Annotated in this window: 22 protein-coding genes; 12 read left to right on the top strand and 10 right to left on the bottom strand. The window is 73.2% G+C overall.

The window, feature by feature from the left end:
- Window positions 1-85 precede the first annotated feature (85 nt).
- Together sepH and SHK17_RS09450 are read left to right on the top strand one after the other, a co-directional pair.
- A complete protein-coding gene (sepH, locus tag SHK17_RS09455) occupies window positions 86-1,087 on the top strand; it encodes a septation protein SepH (protein ID WP_322921867.1) in 1,002 nt (333 codons plus the stop codon).
- 45 nt (window positions 1,088-1,132) lie between these two features.
- On the top strand, window positions 1,133-1,996 hold the full coding sequence (locus SHK17_RS09450) for an MOSC domain-containing protein (protein WP_322921866.1): 864 nt from the start codon (window positions 1,133-1,135) through the stop codon (window positions 1,994-1,996).
- Here the strand turns inward: SHK17_RS09450 and SHK17_RS09445 are convergent.
- The gene (locus tag SHK17_RS09445; protein ID WP_322921865.1) at window positions 1,935-2,813 is read right to left on the bottom strand and encodes a sulfurtransferase; all 879 of its coding nucleotides are present in this window, start codon (window positions 2,811-2,813) and stop codon (window positions 1,935-1,937) included. The genes SHK17_RS09450 and SHK17_RS09445 overlap by 62 nt on opposite strands.
- Window positions 2,814-2,867: 54 nt before the next feature.
- Here SHK17_RS09445 and SHK17_RS09440 point away from each other — a divergent pair, with 54 nt between their 5' ends.
- Window positions 2,868-3,521, top strand: coding sequence for a thymidine kinase (locus SHK17_RS09440; protein WP_172272676.1), 654 nt, complete (start codon window positions 2,868-2,870; stop codon window positions 3,519-3,521).
- Window positions 3,522-3,790: 269 nt separating this feature from the next.
- On the opposite strand, the gene SHK17_RS09435 is transcribed toward SHK17_RS09440, so the two are convergent.
- The 3 genes from SHK17_RS09435 to SHK17_RS09425 are packed head-to-tail and all read right to left on the bottom strand — an operon-like array spanning window position 3,791 to window position 8,249.
- On the bottom strand, window positions 3,791-4,930 hold the full coding sequence (locus SHK17_RS09435; RefSeq protein WP_322921864.1) for an alkaline phosphatase family protein: 1,140 nt from the start codon (window positions 4,928-4,930) through the stop codon (window positions 3,791-3,793).
- Window positions 4,927-5,508 carry a DUF5998 family protein gene (locus SHK17_RS09430; RefSeq protein WP_172272682.1) on the bottom strand — a complete coding sequence of 194 codons (582 nt, stop codon included), beginning with the start codon at window positions 5,506-5,508 and terminating at the stop codon, window positions 4,927-4,929. Before SHK17_RS09430 ends, SHK17_RS09435 begins: the two co-directional genes overlap by 4 nt.
- 26 nt (window positions 5,509-5,534) lie before the next feature.
- A complete protein-coding gene (locus tag SHK17_RS09425; RefSeq protein ID WP_322921863.1) occupies window positions 5,535-8,249 on the bottom strand; it encodes a bifunctional acetate--CoA ligase family protein/GNAT family N-acetyltransferase in 2,715 nt (904 codons plus the stop codon).
- A 165-nt stretch (window positions 8,250-8,414) separates the two neighbouring features.
- On the opposite strand from SHK17_RS09425, the gene SHK17_RS09420 reads away from it, so the two are divergent.
- The 5 genes from SHK17_RS09420 (at window position 8,415) to SHK17_RS09400 (ending at window position 14,432) form a co-directional block, all read left to right on the top strand.
- Entirely contained in the window at window positions 8,415-8,723 is a 309-nt protein-coding gene (locus SHK17_RS09420; protein WP_322921862.1) for a GIY-YIG nuclease family protein, read from the top strand.
- 169 nt (window positions 8,724-8,892) lie between these two features.
- The gene (locus SHK17_RS09415) at window positions 8,893-11,406 is read left to right on the top strand and encodes a DNA gyrase/topoisomerase IV subunit A (RefSeq protein ID WP_322921861.1); all 2,514 of its coding nucleotides are present in this window, start codon (window positions 8,893-8,895) and stop codon (window positions 11,404-11,406) included.
- A gap of 4 nt (window positions 11,407-11,410) precedes the next feature.
- A complete protein-coding gene (locus SHK17_RS09410) occupies window positions 11,411-12,139 on the top strand; it encodes an LppX_LprAFG lipoprotein (protein WP_322921860.1) in 729 nt (242 codons plus the stop codon).
- Window positions 12,136-13,917, top strand: a complete 1,782-nt coding sequence (locus SHK17_RS09405) for an MFS transporter (RefSeq protein WP_322921859.1) — start codon at window positions 12,136-12,138, stop codon at window positions 13,915-13,917. The genes SHK17_RS09410 and SHK17_RS09405 overlap by 4 nt, the downstream gene beginning before the upstream one ends.
- A gap of 20 nt (window positions 13,918-13,937) precedes the next feature.
- On the top strand, window positions 13,938-14,432 hold the full coding sequence (locus SHK17_RS09400) for a beta-class carbonic anhydrase (RefSeq protein WP_322424119.1): 495 nt from the start codon (window positions 13,938-13,940) through the stop codon (window positions 14,430-14,432).
- A gap of 29 nt (window positions 14,433-14,461) precedes the next feature.
- Here SHK17_RS09400 and SHK17_RS09395 read toward each other — a convergent pair whose 3' ends face one another.
- The 3 genes from SHK17_RS09395 to SHK17_RS09385 form a co-directional block, all read right to left on the bottom strand.
- Entirely contained in the window at window positions 14,462-15,976 is a 1,515-nt protein-coding gene (locus SHK17_RS09395; protein ID WP_172272714.1) for an aldehyde dehydrogenase family protein, read from the bottom strand.
- The gene (locus SHK17_RS09390) at window positions 15,973-17,556 is read right to left on the bottom strand and encodes a GMC family oxidoreductase (protein WP_322921858.1); all 1,584 of its coding nucleotides are present in this window, start codon (window positions 17,554-17,556) and stop codon (window positions 15,973-15,975) included. Before SHK17_RS09390 ends, SHK17_RS09395 begins: the two co-directional genes overlap by 4 nt.
- Before the next feature lie 124 nt (window positions 17,557-17,680).
- Window positions 17,681-19,753 carry a DNA gyrase/topoisomerase IV subunit B gene (locus SHK17_RS09385; RefSeq protein ID WP_322921857.1) on the bottom strand — a complete coding sequence of 691 codons (2,073 nt, stop codon included), beginning with the start codon at window positions 19,751-19,753 and terminating at the stop codon, window positions 17,681-17,683.
- A 255-nt stretch (window positions 19,754-20,008) separates the two neighbouring features.
- On the opposite strand from SHK17_RS09385, the gene SHK17_RS09380 reads away from it, so the two are divergent.
- From SHK17_RS09380 to SHK17_RS09370, 3 genes are all read left to right on the top strand, one after another.
- Window positions 20,009-20,236: a DUF7455 domain-containing protein gene (locus SHK17_RS09380; RefSeq protein ID WP_172272723.1), complete on the top strand. Its 228-nt coding sequence runs from the start codon at window positions 20,009-20,011 to the stop codon at window positions 20,234-20,236.
- A 93-nt stretch (window positions 20,237-20,329) separates the two neighbouring features.
- On the top strand, window positions 20,330-20,797 hold the full coding sequence (locus SHK17_RS09375; RefSeq protein WP_322922018.1) for a DUF456 domain-containing protein: 468 nt from the start codon (window positions 20,330-20,332) through the stop codon (window positions 20,795-20,797).
- Window positions 20,798-20,804: 7 nt separating this feature from the next.
- On the top strand, window positions 20,805-21,632 hold the full coding sequence (locus SHK17_RS09370; RefSeq protein WP_322921856.1) for an EamA family transporter: 828 nt from the start codon (window positions 20,805-20,807) through the stop codon (window positions 21,630-21,632).
- A gap of 22 nt (window positions 21,633-21,654) precedes the next feature.
- On the opposite strand, the gene SHK17_RS09365 is transcribed toward SHK17_RS09370, so the two are convergent.
- On the bottom strand, window positions 21,655-22,197 hold the full coding sequence (locus tag SHK17_RS09365) for a hypothetical protein (RefSeq protein ID WP_322921854.1): 543 nt from the start codon (window positions 22,195-22,197) through the stop codon (window positions 21,655-21,657).
- A gap of 99 nt (window positions 22,198-22,296) precedes the next feature.
- Here SHK17_RS09365 and SHK17_RS09360 point away from each other — a divergent pair, with 99 nt between their 5' ends.
- Window positions 22,297-23,466 (top strand): CapA family protein, encoded by a 1,170-nt coding sequence (locus tag SHK17_RS09360; protein WP_322921853.1) that lies wholly within the window; start codon window positions 22,297-22,299, stop codon window positions 23,464-23,466.
- Between the two features lie 3 nt (window positions 23,467-23,469).
- Here SHK17_RS09360 and SHK17_RS09355 read toward each other — a convergent pair whose 3' ends face one another.
- Together SHK17_RS09355 and SHK17_RS09350 are read right to left on the bottom strand one after the other, a co-directional pair.
- A complete protein-coding gene (locus SHK17_RS09355; RefSeq protein ID WP_322921852.1) occupies window positions 23,470-24,498 on the bottom strand; it encodes a M28 family metallopeptidase in 1,029 nt (342 codons plus the stop codon).
- 4 nt (window positions 24,499-24,502) lie between these two features.
- The gene (locus SHK17_RS09350; RefSeq protein WP_172272780.1) at window positions 24,503-25,156 is read right to left on the bottom strand and encodes a TetR family transcriptional regulator; all 654 of its coding nucleotides are present in this window, start codon (window positions 25,154-25,156) and stop codon (window positions 24,503-24,505) included.
- Window positions 25,157-25,162 lie beyond the last annotated feature (6 nt).

Below are 25,162 nucleotides of genomic sequence, written 5' to 3'. Positions count from 1 at the left end.
GTGGCGGAGCACCTCGCTGGCGTAGGCTCGAGCGAACGGATGCCCCGCGCATCGCCCACCCTTCCGAGGCAGGAGTCCGCCGTCCATGGCCAAGCTGACGTTCACCGGACGCAGCGGGGACGGCAGGCTCCTGCGCCTGGTGGACGAGTCGGGCCAGGAGCACGTCCTGGTGATCGACGCGAAGCTCCGCCGCGCCCTCTCGGACGCACCCGCCAGCAACGGCCAGTTGGAGATCCCGATGGAATCAAGCCTCCGCCCCCGCGACATCCAGGCCCGCATCCGCGCGGGTGAGACCCCCGAGGCGGTGGCCCACGCCGCCGGCACGTCGGTCGAGAAGATCGCGCCGTTCGCCGCCCCCGTCATGGCCGAGCGCGCCCACGTCGCCCAGCGCGCGCAGCTCGCGTCCGTGCGCCGCCGCGCCAGCGAGTCCGGCGCCCGCACCCTCGGCGACGCCGTCACCGCCCACCTGCGCGCCCACAACGTCGACCCGGGCGGCGTCGAGTGGGACGCCTGGCGCCGCGAGGACGGTCGCTGGACCCTGACCGCCCTCTACGACGTCGCGGGCCGCGTCGGCACCGCCACCTTCTCCCACGACCCCCGCGGCAACTTCGTCACCGTCGACGACGAGGACGCCCACTGGCTGATCGGCGACATCGCGCCCGCGGCCCCGTCCCAGGCGGCCGCCGACGACCTCGCGGCAGCGCGGCAGCGCCGGCTCAGCGCCGTCGGCGACGACCCGCTCGCCGGCGACGCCGGGACCGACGGTCGCGCCGGCGCGGGCGGTGACGCCCTCGGCGACGACGCGATCGAGATGGTGACCGCCGAGTCGGCCAACGAGACCACGATCGAGATCTCCGACCCGTCGCTGGGCGCCGAGCAGTCGGTCGAGGCCTACCTCGACGGCACCGACCAGACCGACGCGGCCGGGTCCGCGTCGACCGAGGACGACCGCCCCGGGCGCGAGCCCGAGCAGCCCGCCGCCGACACGCGCGACGAGCCGCGCGCCAAGCCGGCCCGCAAGCGGGGCCGCGCCTCCGTGCCGAGCTGGGACGAGATCATGTTCGGCGGCCCGAGCGAGCGCGGATGAGCGCCTCGCGGGTCAGCGCCGCTCCCCCGCCGGCCGGCTGACGCCGTGCGCCTGGTCCAGCTCAACGTCCACCCGCTGAAGTCCGGGGCCGTCCGCCCCGTCCCGTCGGCCACCGTGCTGGCGCGCGGGCTCGAGGACGACCGCTCCTGGATGCTCGTCGACGCCGACGGGCGGCTGGTCTCCGCGCGGGAGGCCCACGCGACGCTCCACGTCGTCGCCGACACGCCCGCCACCGACCCGTCCGTGACCGGCGCCCTGCGGCTGCGCGCCCCCGGCCTGGCGGACCTGGACCTCGACGTGCCCGACGGCCCGCCGGTCGGCGTACGCCTGTTCTCCCTGGACCTGCACGCCGTCCCGGCCCCGGAGGCGGACGGCTGGCTCGCGGAGGCCCTCGGCCGCTCGGCCCTGCGCCTCGTCTGGTGTCACGACCCGGCCGAGCGCCGGCTCCAGCCGGGCTTCTCGGCCGAGGGCGACCACACCGCCTTCGCCGACGCCTTCCCCGTCACCATCGCCTCCCTGGCCTCGTTGCGTCGGCTGAACGACTGGATCCTCCAGCGAGCGCTCGAGGCCGGTGAGGAGCCGCCGGAGCCGCTGCCGGTCGAACGGTTCCGCGCCAACCTGGTCGTCGACGGGGACGAGCCGTTCGCGGAGGACCAGTGGGAGGCGGTGACCGTCGGTGGCGTGCGGTTCCGGGTCGCCAAGCCGACGAGCCGGTGCGTGATGACGACGATCGACGCGGACACCCTCACCACGGCCAAGGAGCCGATCCGGACCCTCGCCCGGCACCGGCTCATGGGTGGCAAGACGGTGTTCGCCGTCTCGATGGTCCCGGAGTCCGGCGGCCGGATCAGCGTGGGTGACGAGGTCCGGGCCGACGTCCTGTCGCGACCGGTCGCCGCGGGTCGGTGACCCAACCGCTCCAGCTGCCGGGGTAGAGCGCCGCGGGGATGCCGGCGACCTCCATCGCGAGCAGGTCGTGGGCGGCGGTGACCCCCGAGCCGCAGTAGGCAGCCACCGTGCCGTCGGTGTCGGCGCCCACCCGGGCGTACGCCTCGCGCAGCCGGTCGGCCGGCAGGAAGCGCCCCCGCTCGTCGAGGTTGTCCGTCGTGGGCACGTTGACGGCGCCCGGGATGTGCCCGGCCACCGGGTCCACGGGCTCCGTCTCGCCGGCGTACCTCTCGCTCGCTCGCGCGTCGATGAGCACGTCGACGCTGAGCACGTCGTCGGCGTCCACCACCGCGGTCCCCTTCACCGTGGAGACGGCGAAGTCGCCCGGCTCCGGGGTGGTCTCGCCGGACTCCACCGGGTGCCCGTCCTCGAGCCACGCCGACCAGCCGCCGTCGAGGACCCGCACGTCGGCGTGCCCGTGGTGGCGCAGCAGCCACCAGGCGCGCGCGGCCGCCCGCCCCTGCCAGTCGTCGTAGACGACGACCGGCCGGTCACGACCCACCCCGACCCGGCGCATCGCCGCCGCGAAGGACGCCTCGTCCGGCAACGGGTGGCGGCCACCGGCGCCCGGCGGGGCGGCCAGGTCGCGGTCGAGGTCGACGTAGGCCGCCCCCGGGACGTGGCCGGCCGCGTGCTCCTCGCGTCCGGGCGGGCCGCCCATGGCGTAGCGCACGTCCAGCACGGTGACCCGGTCGAGCTCGGCTGCCAGCTCGCCGGGGCTGATCAGCGGGCCGCGGCCACCCGCCTCGGCGTCGGTCCGGGCAAAGTCCTCGTCCATGCCCGGCACGGTAGCCGCCAGGTCGGACGCGGGCTGTGACAAGATCCCCGGGACATGGCTGAGCTGCACTTCTTCACGGGCACGATGGACTCCGGCAAGTCGACGCTGGCGCTCCAGACCAACCACAACCACGCGGCCCGCGGGCGCATCGGCCGGATCTTCACCATCCACGACCGGTCCGGCGCGGCGGTGGTGTCGAGCCGGCTCGGGCTGACGCACGAGGCGCTCGAGGTCGACACCGACTTCGACTTCTGGGCCTACGTCGTCGACTCCCTGACCCGCGGCGGCCGCATCGACTACCTCATCTGCGACGAGGCCCAGTTCTACTCCGCCGCACAGATCGACCAGCTCGCCAAGGTCGTCGACGAGCTGCAGATCGACGTCTTCGCGTTCGGGATCCTGACCGACTTCCGGTCGCTGCTGTTCCCCGGGAGCGCCCGCCTCGTCGAGCTCGCCGACCGGATGAACGTGCTCCAGGTCGAGGCGCTGTGCTGGTGCGGCAAGCGGGCCACCCACAACGCCCGCACCGAGAACGGCGCGATGGTCGTCGAGGGCGAGGTGATCGTCGTCGGCGACGTCGACCAGGCCGACGAGCCGCCCGCCGACGTGGCGTACGAGGTCCTGTGCCGCCAGCACCACCGCCGCCGGCTCACCGCCGCGCGCGCCAAGGCGGTCAGCCTCGCTCCCGAGCCGCTCCCCTTCGGCTGACCCCGGCCCTTGAGTCGCTCAGCGACTCAAGACGGATGGCTGGGCATGTCGGACAGGACGAACCCCACCGCGAGACGTCCGCGCCCTGCGTGGCCCATGCCGATCAGCTGACTTCGTCCTGTCCGACAGGCCGCGGCGCGTTGGACGACCAGAAGCCCGCGTCGACGTCGTACGCGCGGGGCTGGGCGCGGACGCGCGTGGTTGTGGTCGTCCGACACGCCCGGCCTCGGCCGTGAGTCGCTCAGGGACTCAAGGCGGAGTGGCGGGGGTCAGCCGACGAGGATCGGGATCAGCATCTCGGCCGAGGTGAGCGATCCGTGCAGGCCGACGAGCGTGTCCTCGTAGGCGAAGTCGACCGACGAGACGATCGCGGAGTCGTCGTGGCAGGCGACCATCACGTCGCCGAGGCGGGGCAGCACGCCGTGCTGGACGTCCCCGAACCAGCCGCGGCCGATGGCGTCCTCGCGGGTGACGACGGTGGCCCGCTCCCCCAGCACCTCGCGCCAGGTGGCGACGACGTCGTCGACCGCTCCCGCCGCGCAGTAGAGGTGGCGGAACCGGGCCTCGCCGCCCAGCAGCGCGACGCCGTCGCGCATGCCGTGGACCTCGTCGACGTCGACCCGGGCCTCGCGCGGGCTGTCGACCATGCCGTGGTCGGCCACGACCAGCATCCGCGTCGAGGCGGGCAGGGCCTCGCGGAGCTGCTCGGCCTGGGCGTCGACCATCGCGAGCTGCTGGAGCCACTGGGTGGACGCGACACCGAACTTGTGCCCGGTCCAGTCGAGGTCGGAGTCGTAGACGTAGGTGAGCGACGGCTGGTGCGCGGAGGCGCTCACGGTCGCCGCGATCCGCTCGCCGACGCGGTCCGCACCGACGTACGTCACCCCGCGCTGCGAGGCGACGGTCAGCCCGGACCCGTCGAACTCACGCTTGTTGACCGAGGTCACGTGGACGCCGGCGTGCGCCAGCCGGCCGAACGCCGTCGGGTGCGGCTGCCAGTCCACCGGGTCGACGGACTTGTCCCACCAGAGGTGGTTGAGCAGCCGGTCGGTGCCGGGGATGCGCGCCGTGAAGCCCACGAGCCCGTGCGCCCCCGGCACGAGGCCGGTGCCGAGCGACGTCAGCGACGTCGCGGTCGTCGACGGCACGCCCGCGGTGCCGGTCGCCCCGTCACCGGCGAGCGAGGCGAGGTAGGGCGCGGAGTGGGCGTAGCGGGTGAGGAGCTCGGCGCCCATCCCGTCGACGAGGAAGAGGACGTACGACGGCGCTGGGGGCAGCTCGAGGCCCACCGGGTGCCCGTCGAGATCGACGCCCAGCGCGCGACCGATCGAGGGCACGACGTCGGCCAGCGAGCGGTCGCCGTACGCGGGTGGCGTGAACGCCGGACCCCCGCCGAGGTGGTCCGTCACCCTCGCGTGCGCGCCGAGAGCGCGTCGGAGAAGGCCAGCAGGCCGGCGACGGCGTCCGTGCCCTCGGCCGCCGCGGAGACGCGGAGCGTGTAGTCATCGCCGGCCAGCGTGCCGGTGTAGCCGTGGTCGGCGTCGCACTCGGGGTCGGAGCAGGCGGCGGGCTCGAGGTCGAGGCGGCCCACGCCACCCCAGCCGATCGTCAGCACGGCCTCGGCCGGCGGGGCGACGCCTGCGGTCGGGTTCGCCACCATGCGGGTGACCACGACCGTGCGGATCGAGGTCAGCGTCACCGCCTCGGTGGTCGTGGACGTGTAGGGCTCGGGCAGCAGGTCGTCGCCGGGGTGCTCGTCGGTGTGGGCGATCACCAGCCGCGTGGGCGTGAGCAGCAGCGCCGTCAGGTGGCGGCGTACCTCCTCGTGGTCGAACGTCGTCTCGTGATGCACGAAGTAGGAGACGACCTCCTCACCCCCGGCCGCGGAGAAGACGCCGTCGGCGACGACCTCGGGGTAGTAGCCGGTGCGTTGGATCGCCTGGCGGAGGTCGTGGGAGACGTCCGCGTCACGGGTGGAGCGGGGCATGGTCGCAGTCTGTCACGCAACCGGGCTCAGTCGGGGAGAGTGTCCCCCGGCATCGTGCTGAGGCGCCGCACGAACCAGTCGGAGCGCGGGTCCTTCACCGGCTCCACCCGCACGTTGGCGCCGAGCACCGTCGCCCCTTCGGCGCCGGCCAGGACGAGCGGCAGCTGGAGGGCGCGCACCTGCGGCAGGTCGTGCTGGAGCTGCGCGACCTGGCGCACCAGCCGCTCGATCTCGGCCACGTCGACGATCTCGCTGCCGCGGTAGCCGAACAGCAGCGGCGAGGCCTTGATCTCGCGCACCATGTCCTGCGCGTCGTGGTCGGCCAGCGGCGGGATCCGGAACGACTTGTCGCCGAGCAGCTCGGTCAGCGGGCCGCTGATCCCGAACGACAGCACCGGGCCGAACAGCGGGTCCTCCATCGTCGCGATGGTGACCGGCACCCCGGGCGGCGCGTTGCGCTGCACCACGAAGCCGGCCCGCTCGGGGTCGGTGATGAGGTCGTTGAGCGAGCGCCAGGCGACGGCCATCTCGTCGGCGCTGTCGATGTTGCGCCACACGTGGGCCAGGTCCGGGCGGTCGCGCAGGTGGTCGGCGGTGGCCTTGAGGACCACGTCCCAGCCGAGCGTCTCCCCCGCCGTGGTCGCCTCGTCGAGCGTCTCGACCGCGTAGGTGTCCCAGAGGTCGATGCCGTAGGCGCGCAGCAGCCGGTGCTGCTCGTGGAAGTCGAGGTCGCGGCCCTCGGGGTGGTTCATCAGCACCTCGTTGACCAGGTGCCGGGCCGCGTCGAGGTCGTTGGCGCTCGGCTCGACCGGCGGGGCCTGCGGCACGCGCAGCCACACGGCGTACTCGACGACGCGGGCGAGGGCACGCACGGCGGCCTCGACGGCGGGGTACGACGGCACGGACCCGCGGCCGGCGCTGGAGCCGGCCACGTCGGGCACCCGCAGCAGCTCGGGCACGCCCTCGGTGCCGAGGAACGTCGACACGATCGGCTTGTCGGACTGCTCGCCGACGGCGGCGAGGACGTTGGCGACGTCCTCGCGGGCGCCCGCGACGTTGAGCGGCGGGATGAAGATCGCCGCGACCGCGTCGACCTCCGGGTCGTCGATCGCCGCGTCGAGGGCGTCCTCGAAGTCCTCCGCGGTGGCGTCGGCGCCCAGCGCCTCCTGCCGGTTGACCACGAGGCCGACCGAGTTGGCGGCGTCGGCGGCCAGCAGCCCGAGCGCGTCGGAGTTGCCGACGATGGCGACCCGGCGACCGCGCGGCAGCGGCTGGTGGGCCAGCAGCTGGGCGACGTCGAACATCTCCTCCAGCGACTCGACCTGGATGATCCCGGCCTGCCGGAACATGGCGTCGACCGCCTCGGGAGGCGCGCCGATCTTGCGGACCGCGTGGCCCATCGGCACGCCCTGCGAGCTGCGGCCCGACCGCACGGCGACGATCGGCTTGCGGCGGCTGACGCGGCGGGCGATGCGGGAGAACTTGCGCGGGTTGCCGATCGACTCGAGGTAGAGCAGCACGACCTCGGTGGCGTCGTCCTCCTCCCAGTACTGCAGGAGGTCGTTGCCGGAGACGTCGGCACGGTTGCCGGCGCTGACGAAGGTGGTGAGGCCGAGGCCGCGGTTCTGGACCTTCTCCAGGATGGCCGAGCCGAGCGCGCCGGACTGGCAGAAGAACCCGGCGCGGCCGCGGGGCGGCATCACCGAGGAGAGTGAGGCGTTGAGCGAGACGTCGGGGTCGGTGTTGATGATGCCGAGCGCGTTGGGCCCGATCAGCCGGAGTCCGTAGGAGCGGGAGAGCCCGACCAGGCGCCGCTGCCGCATCCGGCCCTCCTCGCCGGTCTCGGCGAAGCCGGAGGAGATGACGACGAGGCCGTGGACCCCCTTCGCGGCGCAGTCGAGCACGACGTCCTGCACGGACTCGGCGGGGACGGCCACGATCGCCACGTCGACGTCGCCGGGGATCTCCCCCACCGTCTTCCAGGCGGGCATGCCCGCCACCGAGTCGGCGCTCGGGTTGACGACGTGGATCCGGCCGGAGAAGTTGCCGAGGACGAGGTGGCGCACCAGCGCCCGCCCGATCGTGTCCTGGCGGCGGCTGGCGCCGATGATGGCGACCGACTTCGGGGAGAAGAAGCGCTCGATCGAGGCGTACTCGGCGCGGTGCTCGCGCTGCTCCATCACGCCGATCGCGGTGTCGGTCGGGTCGATCCGGAACACCAGCTCCATCACGCCGTCCTCGAAGGCGCTCTTCACCTGGTAGCCGGCGTCCTTGAAGGTGTGGATCATCGCCTGGTTGTCGGGCAGCACCTCCGCGACGAACTCCTCGATCCCGCGCTCGCGGCCCGCCTGGGCGAGGTGCTCGAGGAGGAGCTGGCCGATCCCGCGGCCCTGGTGCCGGTCCTCGACGAGGAACGCGACCTCGGCGTAGCCCGGGCGGATGGTGTCGTAGCGGCCGACGGCGATCATCTGGCCCGCGACGGTGAGGATCATCGCCACCCGGTCGCGGTGGTCGACCTTGGTGAACCGGTCGAGGTCGCGCTCGGAGAGCTCGGGCATGGGCGAGAAGAAGCGGTAGTACTTCGACTGGTCGGAGACCCGGCTGTAGAACTCCACCAGCAGCGCTCGGTCCTCCGGCTGCATGGGCCGGATGTGCGCGGTGCGGCCGTCGCGCAGCAGGACGTCCGCCTCCCAGTGGCGCGGCGCCGGCGGCACGGTGCGCAGTTCCTCCGTCTCGGTCACCCCGTCAATCTATCCGAGCGACGCCGGATCCATCACGGGTCGAGCAGCCGACGCCTCATCGCTGGTCGAGTAGCCGAGCGAGGAACGAGCGAGGCGTATCGAGACCCGTCCACAGATCCCGCCCACCCCCTGTCACCGACCACTCCGGACGACGACCCTCGAACGATGACCGCCTACGTCTACATGCTGAGGTGCGCCGACGGCTCCTTCTACGTCGGCAGCACCCGGGACCTCTTCACTCGCCTGTTCCAGCACGAGAGCGGCGTGGGCGCGGCCTACACGCGTGGACGGAGGCCCGTCGAGCTGGTGTGGCACGAGGAGCACGAGAACGTCGCCCTGGCCTTCGCCCGCGAGAAGCAGGTGCAGGGCTGGAGCCGCGCGAAGAGGCTGGCGCTCATCGCCGGCGACTACGAAGGACTGCCGCCCCTGGCGAGGAAGGACTTCTCGCGCCAGCAGAAGAGGGCCGACGACTGAGGGCCGGTCTCGATACGCCCGCTCGCTGGCGCTCGCGACCTACTCGACCATCGAGAGGACGCCTCTTCTCGAGCGAGGCGGGTCGAGACCCGATCGCCGGCGGAAGAGGTCGCCCCGCCCCGGCGAGCCCCCGGCCGGACTCGGCGGGCCAGCGGGGACAATGGCCCGCATGGCACGACGTACGACGAAACAGCCCCTCCCGGACGACTTCGAGGAGCACATCCTCGACACCGACATCCGTGACGAGATGCAGTCGTCGTTCCTGGAGTACGCCTACTCGGTCATCTACTCCCGCGCCCTGCCCGACGCGCGCGACGGCCTCAAGCCGGTGCAGCGCCGCATCCTCTACACGATGGACGACATGTCGCTGCGGCCCGACCGCGGCCACGTGAAGAGCGCCCGCGTCGTCGGCGAGGTGATGGGCCGCCTGCACCCGCACGGCGACGGCGCGATCTACGACGCCCTGGTCCGGATGGCGCAGCCCTGGTCGATGCGGCTGCCGACCGTCGACGGGCACGGCAACTTCGGCTCGCCGGACGACCCGCCTGCCGCGATGCGCTACACCGAGTGCCGGATGGCGCCCGCCGCGGTCGCCATGACGGCGTCGATCCACGAGGACACGGTCGACTTCAAGCCCAACTACGACTCGCGCGAGACCGAGCCGGTCGTGCTCCCCGCCGCCATCCCGCACCTGCTCGTCAACGGCGCCGCCGGCATCGCGGTCGGGATGGCGACCAACATCGCCCCCCACAACCTCGTCGAGGTCGTGCAGGCCCTCAAGCACCTCGTCACGCACCCGAAGGCCACGCTCGACGACCTCATGCGCTACATCCCTGGTCCCGACCTGCCCACCGGCGGCAAGATCGTCGGCCTCGACGGCGTCCGCGACGCGTACGACACCGGGCGCGGCACGTTCCGGATGCGGGCCACGGCGCGGATCGAGTCCGTGACCCCCCGGCGCAAGGGCATCGTCGTCACCGAGCTGCCCTACGGCGTCGGCGAGGAGCGCGTCGTCGAGCAGATCAAGAAGCTGGTTCTCGCCAAGAAGCTGCAGGGCATCGCCGACGTCAAGCAGCTGGGCGACCGCCACCAGGGCCTGCGCCTGGTCATCGAGATCAAGAACGGCTTCGTCCCCGAGGCCATCCTCGAGCAGCTCTACCGCCAGACCGCGCTCGAGGACTCCTTCGGCATCAACGCGGTCGCGCTGGTCGACGGCCAGCCGCGCACCCTGGGCCTCAAGGAGATGCTCGAGGTCTTCCTCGCCCACCGCTTCGACGTCGTACGCCGCCGCTCCTCGTTCCGGCGCGCGCGGGCCGCCGACCGGCTGCACCTCGTCGACGGCCTCCTCATCGCGATCCTCGACATCGACGAGGTCATCCAGGTGATCCGCAGCTCGGACAACGCCGCCGCTGCCAAGGAGCGGCTGATCTCCGTCTTCGAGCTGTCGGAGGCGCAGGCCGACTACATCCTCGACATGCCGCTGCGCCGGCTGACCAAGTTCTCCCGGATCGAGCTGGAGAAGGAGAAGTCCGAGCTCGAGCGCACCATCGAGTACCTCGACGCGATCCTCGCCGACGAGAAGCTGCTCCGGAAGGTCGTCTCCGACGAGCTGACCGACGTGGCCAAGGAGCACGGCACGCCGCGACGCACCGTCCTGCTGGGTGCCGCTCCAGCCGCGACCGCCGCATCGTCGCTCGAGGTGACCGACGATCCGTGCTTCGTGCTGCTGTCCTCGACCGGGCTCCTCGCCCGCACCAAGGACGCCGGAGCACCCGGCATCGGCGGAGACCGCGCCAACCATGACGTGACAGTCTCCGCTGTGCTGTCCTCGAAGCGCGGGGAGATCGGCGTTGTCACCAATCGTGGTCGTCTTGTTCGAATGTCTGTCATCGACATCGGCGCCGAGCTCCCCTCGACGGCCAACGATCCCAACGTCGCTGGTGGGGTTCCGCTGAGCGAGCTTGTCGCCCTCGACACCGGCGAGCGCGCCCTCGCGCTCACCTCGCTGCCCACCGACGGCCCCGGCCTCGCGCTCGGCACCCGCGACGGTGTCGTCAAGCGGGTCAACCCCGAGGTCCTGGGGCGCGACGAGTGGGAGGTGATCGGCCTCAAGGACGGCGACGAGGTCGTCGGTGCGGTGCAGCTCGTGACCGGGGAGGAGGAGCTGTGCTTCATCTCCTCCGACGCCCAGCTGCTCCACTTCCCCGCCGCCGGCGTCCGCCCGCAGGGCCGCTCCGGCGGCGGCATGGCCGGCATCAAGCTCGGCGCCGGCCAGCACGTCGCGTTCTTCGGGGCGTTCGACCCCTCGGACGCCGTCGTGGTGACCGCCTCGGGGTCCTCGACCGCGCTCCCCGGCACCGAGGCCGGCGCGGTCAAGGTGACGCCGTTCAGCGAGTACCCCGGCAAGGGACGCGCCACCGGGGGCGTCCGCAGCCACCGCTTCCTCAAGAGCGAGGACGTCCTGGTCGCGGCGTGGGCCGGACCGGGCCCCGCCCGGGCCGCTGCCGCCAGCGGCGCGCCCGTCGACCTGCCCGAGGCCAACGGCAGGCGGGACGGGTCCGGCGTGCCGGCCCCCCAGCCGATCGCCGCCGTCGCCTCGCCCGTCGCGGCGCAGGTCGCGTCCCAGCTCGGCCCCGCCGGTGCCGCGCCGTCCGACCCGGCGCCCGCCCCTGTGGAAGGCTGAGCCCATGCTCGCTCGTGCCCGGACCTCCGGACGTCTCGCCACCGCTCTCGCCGGGGTGCTGCTGGCCGTGCCCACGCTCGCCGCCTGCTCGGGCGACGACGGCGGCGGCGGCGAGGAGGCGGAGAGCCAGACGCCCGAGGAGATCCTGGCCGAGGCCTCCACCCGGCTGACCGAGACGAGCGGCGTCGACCTGACCCTCTCGACGCCCTCGCTGCCCGACGGCGTCTCCGGCATCACCCGAGCGGCCGGCACCCTGACCCAGGCACCGGCCTTCGACGGGTCCATCACCGTGGTGTTCGCCGGCCAGACCGTCGACGTGCCGGTCATCGCCGTCGACGACACCGTCTACGCCCAGCTGCCCTTCACCCCGGGCTGGAACGAGGTCGACCCCAAGGAGTACGGCGCCCCCGACCCGTCCGGCCTCATCGGCCAGGACGGGTTCGCCGGCCTGCTCGGGCTCACCGACTCGCCGAAGGCCGGCGAGAGCGTGCGCGGCGGCTCCAACAACTCCGAGGTCCTCACCACCTACTCCGGCACCGTGCCCGGCGACGCCATGGACGCGGTCATCCCCTCGTCCTCCGGCGACACCTTCGACGTCGAGTGGCAGGTCACCGACGAGGGTGAGCTGCGCAAGGCGACGCTCACCGGCGTCTTCTACCCCCGCACCGACCCGATGACCTACACGGTCGACTTCGCCGACTACGGCACGGAGAAGGACATCACCGCACCGTGAGCGAGCCGGCCGGGCTCGCCCGCACCTCGCGGCTGCTCCTCGCCATGGCGTCGGTCGCCGTGGCCTTCGCGGCCGCCGACACGTACGTCGTCGTGCTGGCGCTGCCCGACATGATGACCGGCGTCGGCGTCCCGATCGACCAGCTGCAGCGGGCCGCGCCCATCGTCAGCGGCTTCCTCCTCGGCTACGTCGCCATGCTCCCGCTGATCGGACGCATCGCCGACCTGCGCGGCCGCGTGCCCGTGCTCGTCATGGCGCTCGTGCTCTTCGCGCTGGGCTCCCTCATCACGACCGTGGCCTACGACATGCCGAGCATCGTCGCGGGTCGCTTCCTGCAGGGCGTCGGCGGCGGCGGTCTCGTCCCCGCGACGCTGGCGCTCGTCGCCGACCTCTACCCCGTCGAGCGGCGCGGCGTCCCGCTGGGCGTCGTGTCGGCCGTGCAGGAGATCGGCTCTGTGCTCGGACCGCTGTTCGGCGCGGCGGTGCTGGCCTTCGCGGACTGGCGCGCGATCTTCGCGATCAACCTCGCCGTCGGCCTCGTCCTCGCCGCGGCCATCCGCGCCCTCGCCCCCCGGGAGCACCCGGAGGCCCAGGAGCACCGGGAGCGCCGGGAACGGCGCCGACCCGACGTCGTCGGCCTCCTGCTCGCCCTCGCCACGCTCGCCGGCGGTGCCGTCGTCTTCCTCCGACCACCGTCGCTCATGCGCGACCTCACCTGGGGCCAGCTGTTCATCCCGTTCGCCGGCGACGGCCGCTGGCTCACGCCGATCGGCGCCGCGACGATGGCGGCGCTCGTCCTGCTCCTCGCCTGGTGCGCGTTCGCCCCGCACCCGCTGCTGGACCTGCGCGGCTGGGGTCGCGTGCTGGTCGAGGCCGACCTCGTCGGGGCGCTGCTGCTCGCCACGGCCCTCGGCGGCGTGATCCTCGCCTTCGCCACCGCCGACCCGAAGATCGAGGTGTTCTCGCCCCGCGGCCGGTGGTACCTCCTGGGTGCGGTCCTCGGCGCCGCGGCCTTCGTGTGGCACGTACGCCGCGCCGCGAACCCGCTCGTGCCCCGCGGCGCGCTGCGGCGTACGCCGGCGTGGGGGGCGCTGCTGGTCAGCTTCTTCGTGGGTGCCGCGCTGATCGCCGCCCTCATCGACATCCCGCTCTTCGCCCGCACCACCGTCTACCCCGACGACCAGCTGCCGGCCGCCCTCGTGCTGGTCCGCTTCCTGCTGGCGCTCCCCGTCGGCGCGGTGGCGGGCGGCTACCTCATCCGGTTCCTCTCCCCCGGCGTCGTCACCGCCATCGGCATGCTGATGGCGGCCGCCGGGTTCGTGCTGATGACCCGCTGGGGGCTGACGACCATCGAGGAGCCGATCGCCAACCTCGCCCTGGTCACCGGCGGGCTGGGCTTCGGCCTGGCCCTGGCACCCGTGAACGCCGCGCTCCTCGCCTTCACCGACGACGACGCCCACGGGGTGGCCAGCGCCTTCGTCGTCGTCGCGCGCATGGTCGGCATGCTCGTCGGCATCTCCGCCCTCACCACGATCGGGCTGCGCCGCTACTACGCCGAGCAGGGCGCCGTGCCCGCCGTGCAGGACGTCTGCGACGGCAGGAGCCGGTGCAAGGAGTTCTCCGACCTGCTGCGGGTCGCCGGGATCGCCCAGGAGCACGCCGTCTTCTGGGGCGCGGCGGGCTGCGCCGTGGTGGCAGCGGCGCTCGCGCTGGTGCTGTTCCGGCAGGTCGGGCCGACGCGGCTCAGCGCGCGGGACGTCTTCTCCGGGTCGGTCTGAGGGGCGCTACCCTGCCGGTCGTGAACGACTTCGACGACCTGATGCGGGCCAACCGCGAGTTCGCGGACACCTTCGACCTCGGCGGCTTCGACGGCAAGGCCCACGCCGGCATCGCGCTGGTGACGTGCATGGACTCGCGCATCGACCCGCTGCGGATGCTCGGCCTCCGCCACGGCGACGCCAAGATCTTCCGCAACCCCGGCGGCCGCGTCACGCCCCAGGCCCTCGAGGCGCTCGTGCTGGGTGTGCACCTGCTCAACGTGCAGCGTGTCCTCGTCGTCCCGCACACCCGCTGCGCGATGGCCTCCGCCTCGGAGGACGAGCTGCGGGCCAGGGTCGGCGAGTCGGCCGGGGTCGACGCCAGCTGGCAGTCGTTCGGCGTCGTGACCGACCAGCTCGACCAGCTGCGCCAGGACGTCGCCAAGGTGCGCACGCACCCGCTCATCGGCGAGCGCGCCGCGGTCGGCGGCTTCCTCTACGACGTCGACACCGGGCTGCTCACCCAGCACGTCTGACGTACGCCCTCCCGCAGGAGCGGGGCGGGCTACTTGAGGGTCTGCTTGCCGCCGTGCAGGAGCGTAATGAGCTGCGCGACCTTGCCGTCGGTCGCGGCGTCGCGGGCGAAGGACGTCAGGTTCATCACCGGAGCGAACTTCTGCCGGGTGATCGCCTTGGCGTAGGTGAACTCGCGCAGCCCGTCGGCCCCATGGATCCGGCCGAACCCGGACTGCCCGACGCCCCCGAAGGGCAGGGCCGGCACCGCGGCGAAGGAGACGACCGAGTTCACCGACGTCATGCCGGACCGGATGCGGCGCGCGATCGACATGCCGTTGGCCTTGGAGAACACCGCGCCCGCCAGGCCGTACTGGGTCGCGTTGGTGAGGCGGACCGCCTCCTCCATGCTGTCGACGGGGTTGATCGCCAGCGTCGGGCCGAAGGTCTCCTCGGTGATCGCCGTGGAGTCCTCGGGCACGTGGGTCAGGATCGTCGGCTGGACGAACCGCTCCCCCACGGCGTCGGGCCCTCCGAGCACCGCCCGCGCGCCCCGGGCGACGGCGTCGTCGATGTGGCTCCTGATGACGCCCAGCTGTGACGGCATCGTGATCGGCCCGATCTGGGCGGCGGAGTCGGCGCCGGCGCGGAGGCCGTCGGCCTGGGCGAGGATCTCGGCCATGAAGGCGTCGAAGACGTTGCGGTGGACGTAGACGCGCTCGGTGCCGGTGCAGGTCTGTCCCGCGTTGGCCATCCCGCCCCACAGCGCCGCCTCCGCCGCCTTGGCCAGGTCGGCGTCCTCGTCGACGATCAGCGAGTCCTTGCCGCCGGCCTCGATGACGACCGGCGTGAGGTTCTCGGCGCAGGCGGCCATGACCAGCTTGCCCGTGCGTCCGGAGCCCGTGAACGCGAGTTTGTCGATCCGCGCCCGGCACAGCGCGTTGCCGGTCTCGCCGAGGCCGGTGACGACCTGCAGCACGTCACGCCCGTGCACCACCTGGCGGAACGAGTCGGCGAGCCACTGGCCGACGCCGGGGGTGTACTCGCTCGGCTTGAACACCACCGCGTTGCCTGCGGCCAGGGCGTACGCGATGGACCCCAGCGGGGTGAAGACCGGGTAGTTCCACGGTCCGATCACGCCGACGACGCCGAGCGGGTGGTAGGCCACGGTCGCCGCCTGGTTGGCCATCAGGAGCCCGGAGCCGACCTTGCGCGCCCCGAGCACCTTCTTGGCGTTCTTGGCTGCCCAGGCGATGTGCTCGATGGCGAGGACGATCTCGAGCTGGGCGTCACCGTGCGGCTTCCCGGTCTCGCGGTGCGACAGGTCGGCCAGCTGGGCGATGCGGCGGGTGATCACCGAGCGCCACGTGAGGAGGAAGTCGGCCCGCTCGTCGAACGACAGGTTGCCCCACCAGTCGACCGCGTCACGCGCCCGGGCGACCGCCGCGTCGACCTCGTCGCGCCCGGCGACCGGGTGGGTGCCGACGACGTCCCCGGTGGCGGGGTCGAGCGAGTCGAAGGTCTCGCCGGCGCCGGCGGTCGCAGTGGGCTGGAGGGTGCTGGTCATCGGGACTCCTTGACGAGATCCGCGCACTTCTCGCCGATCATGATGGTGGGGGCGTTGGTGTTGCCGCGCGGGACCCGCGGCATGACCGAGGCGTCGGCGACCCGGAGGGCCTCCACGCCGTGCACCCGGAGCTGCGGGTCGACGACGCTGCCCTCCACGGTGCCCATGGCGCACGTCGCGACCGGGTGGTAGAGCGTCTGGCCCAGCCGCCCGATGCCCTCGATGATCTCGTCGTCGCTCGGGTCGGCCGACGCAGGCACCCACGGCTCATCGACGAACCTCGCGATGGGGCCCTGGCGCAGGACCTCCAGGGCGGTGCGGAACCCGCCGATCATGGCCTCGAGGTCGGCGCGGTCGTCGAAGTAGCCCGGGTCGATCTCGGGGTGCCAGGTGGAGTCCGCCGAGCGCAACCGCACGTGGCCCGAGCTCTGGACGTTGACCAGCGTGATGGCCGTGGTGAGCGCCCGGCGTACGGGCTCGTGCATGCCGTTGTCGTAGAAGCCGGTCGGCGCCACGTGGAGCTGGACGTCGGGCAGCGCGAGGTCGTCGCGCGAGGTGTAGAACGCGCCCGCCTCCCCGACGTTGGAGCTCAGCGGGCCCTTGCCGGTCGCCTTCCACTTCACGAGGTTGCGCAGGCCGAGCATCTCCGCGATGTCGGTCGTGTCGCGGGTGTAGCTGAGGATGCCCGCCGCCGGGTGGTCCTGCAGGTTCTGTCCCACGCCCGACGACTCGACAGCGACGTCGATGCCCATGTCGCGCAGGTGAGCACCGGGGCCGATGCCGGACAGCATCAGCAGCTGCGGGCTGTTGATCGCGCCCCCGCTGAGGACGACCTCGGCCTCCGCCCGCGCCACCAGCTGCTCGCCGCGGCGGGTGTAGGCGACGCCGACCGCGCGGTTGCCCTCCAGCACGATGCGCGTCACGAAGGACTCGGTGCGGACGGTGAGGTTGGGGCGCGTGTCCGCCGGGTGGATGTAGGCGTCGGCGACGGACCAGCGCCGCCCCTTGTGGCACGTCACCTGGTAGAGCCCGACACCCTCCTGCTCGGCGCCGTTGAAGTCGTCGTTGCGCTTCAGCCCCGCGGCGACGCCGGCCTCCACGAACGCGGTGCTCAGCTCGTGGTCGTAGGTCCGGTCCTCCACGTGCAGCGGACCGTCGGTGCCGTGGAACGGGCCGCCCAGCCGGGTGTTGGCCTCGGCCTTGCGGAAGTAGGGCAGGACGTCGTCGAAGCCCCACCCGGTCGCGCCGTAGGCGTCGCGCCACTCGTCGTAGTCGGCGTGGTTGCCGCGGATGTAGATCATCGCGTTCATCGAGGAGCAGCCGCCGAGCGCCTTCATCCGAGGCCAGTAGGCCCGGCGTCCCGCGAGGTGCTTCTGCGGGGTCGTCTCGTAGTTCCAGTCCCACTTCGTCTTGAAGAGCGCGGAGAACGCCAGCGGGATGTGGATGTTGTCGTCGTCGTCGGCCGGGCCGGCCTCGAGCAGCAGCACCCGTACGTCCGGGTCCTCGGTCAGCCGCGCGGCGACCACGCCGCCGGCACTGCCCGATCCGATGACGATGTAGTCGAACTTCTCGTCGGGCATGGGTCTCCCTGTCGACAGCGGTGTGACGCGAGCCACAAACCTACTGAGGCCAGCACGTCGCCACAACCACTGTCATCTTCGCGCCGGCTCGCCCGTCGTACGCCGCTCAGCTCGCGGTGCCGTGTCAGGCGTCCAGCGCCTCGACGTCCACCTCGTAGGCCCCCTGGACGATGAACTCCTTGCGCGGCGCCACGTCGGAGCCCATCAGCAGGTCGAAGACCCGGCTCGCCTCGTCGACGTCGTCGATGGTGAGCTTGCGCAGCGTCCGGTAGCGGGGGTCCATGGTCGTCTCGGCCAGCTGGTCGGCGTCCATCTCGCCGAGGCCCTTGTAGCGCTGGACCGGGTCCTTCCAGCGGACGTTCTTCTTCTTGAGCTCGGCGAGCCGGCGCTGCAGCTCGTCGTCGGAGTAGGTGTAGATGTACTTGTCCATCCCCTTCTTGGGGTTGGACAGCTCGATGCGGTGCAGCGGCGGCACGGCGGAGTAGAGCCGCCCGTCGCGGACGAGCTCGGGCATGTACTTGAAGAACAGCGTCGCCAGCAGGCACCGGATGTGGGCGCCGTCGGAGTCGGCGTCGGCCATCAGGATGATCCGCCCGTAGCGCGCGGACTCGAGGTCGAACGTACGGCCCGAGCCGGCGCCGACGACCTGGATGATCGAGGCGCACTCGGCGTTCTTGAGCATGTCGCCGACGGTGGCCTTCTGGACGTTGAGGATCTTGCCGCGGATGGGCAGCAGCGCCTGGAACTCGCTGCTGCGAGCCGCCTTGGCGGTGCCCATCGCCGAGTCGCCCTCGACGATGAAGAGCTCGGTGCGCTCGGTGTCGGCGCTGCGGCAGTCGAAGAGCTTGGCGGGCAGGGCGGAGGACTCGAGCGCGTTCTTGCGGCGCTGGTTCTCCTTGTGCTGGCGCGCGGCGAGCCGGGTCTTGGACGCCGCGGCGACCTTCTCCATGAGGAGCTTGGCCTGCGCCTTCTCCGTGCGCTTGGTCGAGGTGAGGAACGCCTTGAGCTCGCCGGCCACCACCTTGCGTACGACGCCGCGCGCGGCCGGGGTGCCGAGGATCTCCTTGGTCTGGCCCTCGAACTGCGGCTCGGCCAGGCGCACGGTCACCACGGCGGTCAGGCCCTCGAGCACGTCGTCCTTGATGACGTCGGCGTCAGCCGAGCGCAGCACCTTGGCGGCGCGCATGGCGTCGTTGAACGTCTTGGTGAGCGCGCTCTCGAAGCCGCTGACGTGGGTGCCGCCCTTCGGCGTCGCGATCACGTTGACGAAGGAGCGCACCTCGGTGTCGTAGGCCGTGTCCCAGCGCACCGCGACGTCGACGGTGAGCTCGCGCTCGACCTCCTGGGGCGTCATGTGGCCCTTGTCGTCGAGGAGCGGCACCGTCTCGGTAAAGGTGTCGGTGCCCTGGAGCCGGAGGATGTCGGTGACGGGCTCGCCGTGGGAGAGGAACTCGACGAACTCCGCGATGCCGCCGTCGTGGCGGAACTTCTCCTCGACCATCTCCGAGGAGCGCTGGTCGCGGATCACCAGCTCGAGACCCGGCACGATGTAGGACGTCTGCCGGGCGCGCCCGATGAGGCCCTCCATCTCGAAGCGGGCGTCCTTGGTGAAGACCTGGCGGTCCGGCCAGAACCGGATCCGCGTGCCGGTGCGCCCCTTGGCGACCCGCTTGCCCTTGCGGGTCAGGCCCGACTGCGGGGTGAACGGCGCCGCCGGACCCTCGCCGTCGAAGACCCCCGGCACGCCGCGCTGGAACGACAGGCCCTGCTGGGTCGGCGAACGGTCGACGTCGATGTCCATCCGGGAGGACAGCGCGTTGACCACCGACAGGCCGACCCCGTGCAGGCCGCCCGTGGCGACGTAGGAGCCGCCGCCGAACTTGCCGCCGGCGTGGAGCTTGGTGGCCACCACCTCGACGCCCGACAGGCCGGTCTTCGGCTCCTTGTCGGTCGGGATGCCTCGCCCGTCGTCGTAGACCTCGACCGAGCCGTCGTCGTGGAGCGTGACCTCCACCCGGTGCGCGACTCCGGCCAGGGCCTCGTCCACGCCGTTGTCGATGATCTCCCAGAGGCAGTGCATCAACCCGCGCGTGTCGGTGGAGCCGATGTACATGCCCGGCCGCTTGCGTACGGCGTCGAGGCCCTCGAGGACCAGGAGGTGCGCTGCGTTGTAGGTGTTGTCCGCCGGTGCTGCCACAAGGAGCAAACCTACCTGCGACACGCCGGGCGTCGACGGAGGCACGCTGGCCGTGGGCGCGCATGAGGCGGTCTAGCGTGGGGCACCTCCACGTATCGCTTCTGCAACGGCCACCGACGGTTGGTGGACAACGCCAGCGCGGAGGAGTGTGACGTGATTGACTGAAAGAGTTCTCGATCTACAAGTGCTCGAGGGGAATCTTTGCCCCTGGGGCTACGTTGGGCCAGACACCGATGAACAAGAAATGAGGCTGACGTGACCACTGCCACCGCACCCACCCAGGCCGTCCTGACGGCCGGTGACCGCTGCGACCGCTGCGGTGCCCAGGCCTACCTCCGCGTGGAGCTCCAGACCGGAGGTGAGCTGCTCTTCTGCGCCCACCACGCTCGCGAGCACGGCGAGAAGCTCCGTGAGGTCGCAGCGAGCGTCCACGACGAGACGCACAAGCTGGAGACCCCGGCCACCCCGGCCCCGGAGGCCTGAGCACGACCCGACCCACACCTACTTCCAGATCGGCCCCGGACACGCTCTCCGGGGCCGATCTGCGTCCTCTGGGAGGCTCTGCCCGTGAGTGCCATGGAGCTCGTCGTCGCCGTCGCGATCGCCGTCGGCATCGCGGGCATCATCGTCCCCGTCCTGCCCGGCACCCTGCTGGTGCTCGGCGCCGTCCTCGTGTGGGCGCTGGAGATCGGTACGTCGACGGCTTGGGCGGTGTTCGCGGCGTGCGCGCTCCTGCTGGTGGGCGGCTCGATCGTCAAGTACCTGGTCCCCGGCCGCCGGCTCAAGGCCTCGGGCGTCCCCAACCGCACCCTGGTCGCGGGTGGCGTGCTGGCCTTCGTGGGGTTCTTCGTCATCCCCCTGGTCGGCATGTTCATCGGCTTCGTCCTGGGCGTCTACGCCGCCGAGCGGGCACGGGTGGGCGGCGCGCAGGCATGGCCGTCCACGATGGCGGCGCTGCGGGCGGTCGGGGTCTCCATCCTCATCGAGCTGGTCGCCGCGTTCCTCGCAGCCGTGGTCTGGGTCGTCGGCGTCACGGCCACCTGAGGCGCCGATGGCCGTCCTGCTCTCCCTCGCCGCCGCCCTGGCCTACGGGCTCTCGGACTTCGTCGGTGGGCTCGCCTCCCGTCGTACGTCGGCATGGCCCGTCGCCTTCATCGGCTCGGTCGCGGCGTTCGCCGGCGCCGTGGTGCTGACGCTCGCCACGGACGGCTCCCCCACCCGGGCCGACCTGTGGTGGGGCGCCCTCGCAGGTGTCGGCAGCGGTACCGGTGGCGCCTTCCTCTACCGCGGCCTCGCGGCCGGTCGGATGGGCGTCGTGGCGCCCATCTCGGCCGTGGGGGCGGCCCTGCTCCCGGTCGGCGTGGGCGTCGCCACCGGTGAGCGGCCCGACGCGCTGGTCTGGCTGGGGATCCTGGCAGCCGTGCCCGGCATCTGGCTGGTCAGCCGCGAGCCGGGGACCTCGGGCGACCTCGCCGCCGGGATCGTCGACGGCGTCCTGGCCGGGATCGGCTTCGGCGTCCTCTTCGCGGCCATGGGCCAGGTGCCCGAGGAGGCCGGGCTCGCGCCGCTCGCGCTCGCCCAGCTCGTCGCGGCGGTCGCCGTCGCCCTCACCGCCAGCGCCCTGGGGGCACAGTGGTGGCCACACGACCGCTCACAGGCCTGGGGCGCGGCCGCGGGGCTGCTGGGCACCGCCGCGACCGTCACGTTCCTGCTGGCCACGCAGAGCGGCCTGCTCACGATCGCCTCGGTCCTCACCTCGCTCTACCCAGCGATCACCATCGCGCTGGCCGCCGTCGTGCTCAAGGAGCGGATCCAGGGCTCGCAGGGCCTCGGGCTGGTGCTGTGCGGGCTCGCGGTGGCACTGGTCGCAGCCGCCTAGGGCCGCGGTCGGACCGCTTCGGTCAGGCGCCGAGGCCGGAGGCGATCGGGACGCTCCAGCGGTGCCGCTTCGGCGCCCAGTCCACCACCGGCTGCGTGCCATCTGCCTGGTCGCCCATCCTGACCGAGACCCGCACCTGCGGTACGCGGTCGAAGCAGTCGCGACCGATCACCGCGCGGAAGACGTCCTTGCCCCAGCGCGGGCGCGCGGAGTAGTCGCAGCGCACGCGTCGGTCCATGGCCCGCCACCCCTCGGCCCGGGTCAGGACGTAGTCGGTGCCGTCGCCGAGGCCGCTGCTGAGGACGTACTCGGCGCCCCTCCGGTCACGGTCGGTGTCGAGGAAGACCGAGACCCCGGCGACGCTCGAGCGCATGAGCTCGGTGAAGCGCACCCGGACCAGCAGGTTGTCGCCCCCGTGGTTGGCCTCGAGCCGCTGGATGTCGGTCAGGGACGTCGGCGCGTCCGCGGGGTCGTCGACGGCGTAGTACTCCGCGTGCGCGGGAGCGGCGACGACGCCGGCGAGCACGACCGACGCTGTGGCGACCAGGACTGTCCGAGACCTCATGTCCCGAGTGTGGCACCCCCCACCCCTGACGCGTCCACCCACGTGCGGGCGAAGTGGGAGCGCCCGCGGGCCGGACGCCGACGTGTGAGAATCCGACCCATGTCGCCCCGGGTCCGCAGCCGCCCGGTCGGCGCGCCGGTGCCGGCCGCGCTGGTGCTCGCGGTCCTGCTGGCGGTGCTGCTCGCCGGCTGCACGTCGTCCGAGGGCCCTTCGCCCCCGGACGCCCCCACGACGTCGCCCTCGGCGTCCACGCCCACGGACCCGTCCCCGTCGACCACCGCCCCGCGCGAGCCGAGCCCGGCGCCTGCCCGGCCGGCTGCGGTGCGCATCGCCCTGGCCGGCGACGTCCACTTCGAGGGGCCGCTCGCCGGACGCCTGGCGGACCCGGCGACGGCGCTCGCGCCCGTGGCGCGCGTCCTCTCGTCGGCCGACCTCGCCGTGGTGAACCTCGAGACCTCCGTCGGCTCGGGCGGGCGTCCCGCGCCGGGCAAGCGCTTCACCTTCTCCGCCGGACCGGCGGCCTTCACGGCCCTCGCCGCAGCCGGCGTGGACGTGGCCACGATGGCCAACAACCACGCCGTCGACTTCGGCCGTGCCCGCCTGCCCAGCACGCTGCGCGCCGCGCGGGCAGCAGCAGGGGCCGACCCCCCGCTCGCGGTGATCGGGGTCGGCCGCACCGCCGACGAGGCGTACCGGCCGGCACTCACCGACGTCGACGGCACCGTGGTCGCCACCGTGACGGCGTCCGTGGCCGACCAGGACCCGACCGCGGACCCGACCGGGCAGTGGGCCGCGACCGACCGACGTGCCGGCACCGCCGACGCCATGGACCCCGCACGCCTGCTGGCGACCGTGCGGCGGGCAGCGCGTGAGGCGGACGCGGTGGTGGCCTACCTCCACTGGGGCGTGCAGGGCGAGCGCTGCCCGAGCCCGGACCAGAGGTCCCTGGCCCGCCGCCTGGTCGACGCGGGAGCCGATGTCGTCGCCGGCACGCACGCCCACGAGCTGCAGGGCGACGGGCGTCTCGGCGAGGCCTACGTGGCCTACGGTCTCGGCAACTTCGCGTGGTACTCCCCCGGCCCGACGGGCGTGCTGACGCTCACCGTCCGGCCCGCCCGCGAGCGGTCGGGGCGGGCGACCGTGACGCGGGCACGCTGGTGGCCGGGCGCCATCGGCGCCGACGGGCTGCCGCGCGCCGTCACGGGTGCGGCCGCGGCGGACTTCCGCTCCGACGTGGCCGCCCTGCGCGCCTGCGCCGGCCTCGGCTGAGGGTCACCGAGGGGGCGCGAGCCAGGCGAGCACCAGACGCCCGACACGCTCGAGCTGCGCCGGCGACACGACTCCCGGGACGTCCCCGGCCGAGTGGTAGCCGGCATAGGGCGTCGAGCCGAGCCGTGCCGCCGGAAGCCCGTCGCGGACGAACGACCAGTGGTCGCTGCTGCGCTGCTCGCCGTCGGCGACCGTGGGCACCCCGGCCCGTCGGGCCGCGGCGAGGAGGCTGCGCTGCACCGGGTCGGAGGCGCCGGCGGAGCCCACCGGCACCCGCGCGCCGACGCCCGCGCGGTCGAGGGAGACCATCGCGCGCATCGCCCGACGCTCCTGCGGCGTGAGCTGCGCGACGTACTGCCGCGAGCCGTAGTGGTGGTCGTCGTCGGTGGGTCCGCGCGGCTCCTCGGCGCCGAAGGCGACGAAGAGCACCGGCAGCCGCGTACGACGGTCCGCGGCCGCCTCGGCGGCGGCCAGCAGCACCCCGACGCCCGACGCGTTGTCCTCGGCCCCGGGCGCCTGCGGCACGGTGTCGAGGTGCGCGCCGACGACGAGGTGGGGCTGCGCGGGGTCGAACCCGGGCGGCGCGGCGACGACGTTCACCGACCTTCCGGCCGGGACGTCGACGCCCCACGAGGTCCCCGCGGGGACGTCGACACGCTGGCGCTCGACGTCGTAGCCGAGGCCACGCAGCTTGCGCGCGACCCATCCGGCCGCTCGGGCGTACGCCGGTCCGGTCGCCTCGCGGGCGCCGATCTGCCCCGCCAGGTGTCGGACCGCGCGCACGGCGGTGTCCGGGTCGAGGTCGGCGGCCGAGACGGGGTCGGGCGGGGCGGGCGACACCGGCTGCTCGGGCGCCTCCGAGGCCGCAGCCGGCTCGGAGGCGGAGGACTTCGGAGGTGCGGCCCCGCCGGTCCCGGGCTCGGACGTCGCCGCCGTGGCACCGGGCGGGTCGGCCGCGTCGCCCGAGGGCGAGCACCCGGTCAGGAGCAGGGCCGCCAGGACGGCGGCGGCGGAGCCCCTCGCTGCGACCATGCCGTCACCGTAGCCGGGAGCTCAGGTAGGCGCCGAGCATGAGCTCGAGCTCCGCCAGCGACGCCGCCCGTCCGGGGTCCTGTGCCGGGTGGTGGGCGAGCGTGTGCCGCACGGTCTCGATGCAGAGCTCCACGACCGCGCGCAGCTCGGGCGGGGGCGTGGCGACGCCCGCCCTCCGCAGCGCCTCGGTGAAGAGGTCGAGCAGGTGCTCGCGCACGACCCGCGCCGGCGAGTCGCCGCGCTCGGGCGCGAGCTCCTCGGTGAGCCGGTAGTAGCCGGGGTGCTCCAGCTGCAGGTCGGCCGCCCGCCGGACCAGCACGCCGACGACCGCCTCGAGGTCCTCGAGGGACGACACCTGCGACACCGCGTCGGCGTACGCCGGCGTCACGGCCTCGAGGTAGCGGGCCGCGAGGGCGTCGGCGATCGCGTCCCGGTCGTGGAAGAACCGGTAGAGCGCACCCACGGACAGCCCGGCCCGCGCCGCGATGCGGGTGGTGCTCGCGCCGGCCAGCCCGCGCTCGCCGATCTCGTGGTCGGCGGCGAGGAGGATCCGGTCGACCGTCTCCTGGGAGCGCACCTGCTGGGGACGGCGCCGGGAGGGCGCAGCGGGCGCCCTCCCGGCTCCTCCCCTGGCTCCCCCGGACCCGGCGTGGCTCACCGGCGC

Origin of the sequence: Nocardioides renjunii (assembly GCF_034661175.1) — a bacterium.
GTDB lineage: Bacteria > Actinomycetota > Actinomycetes > Propionibacteriales > Nocardioidaceae > Nocardioides > Nocardioides renjunii.
The sequence above is the reverse complement of the archived record's forward strand: the minus strand, read 5'-3'. Positions and strand labels throughout refer to the sequence as shown.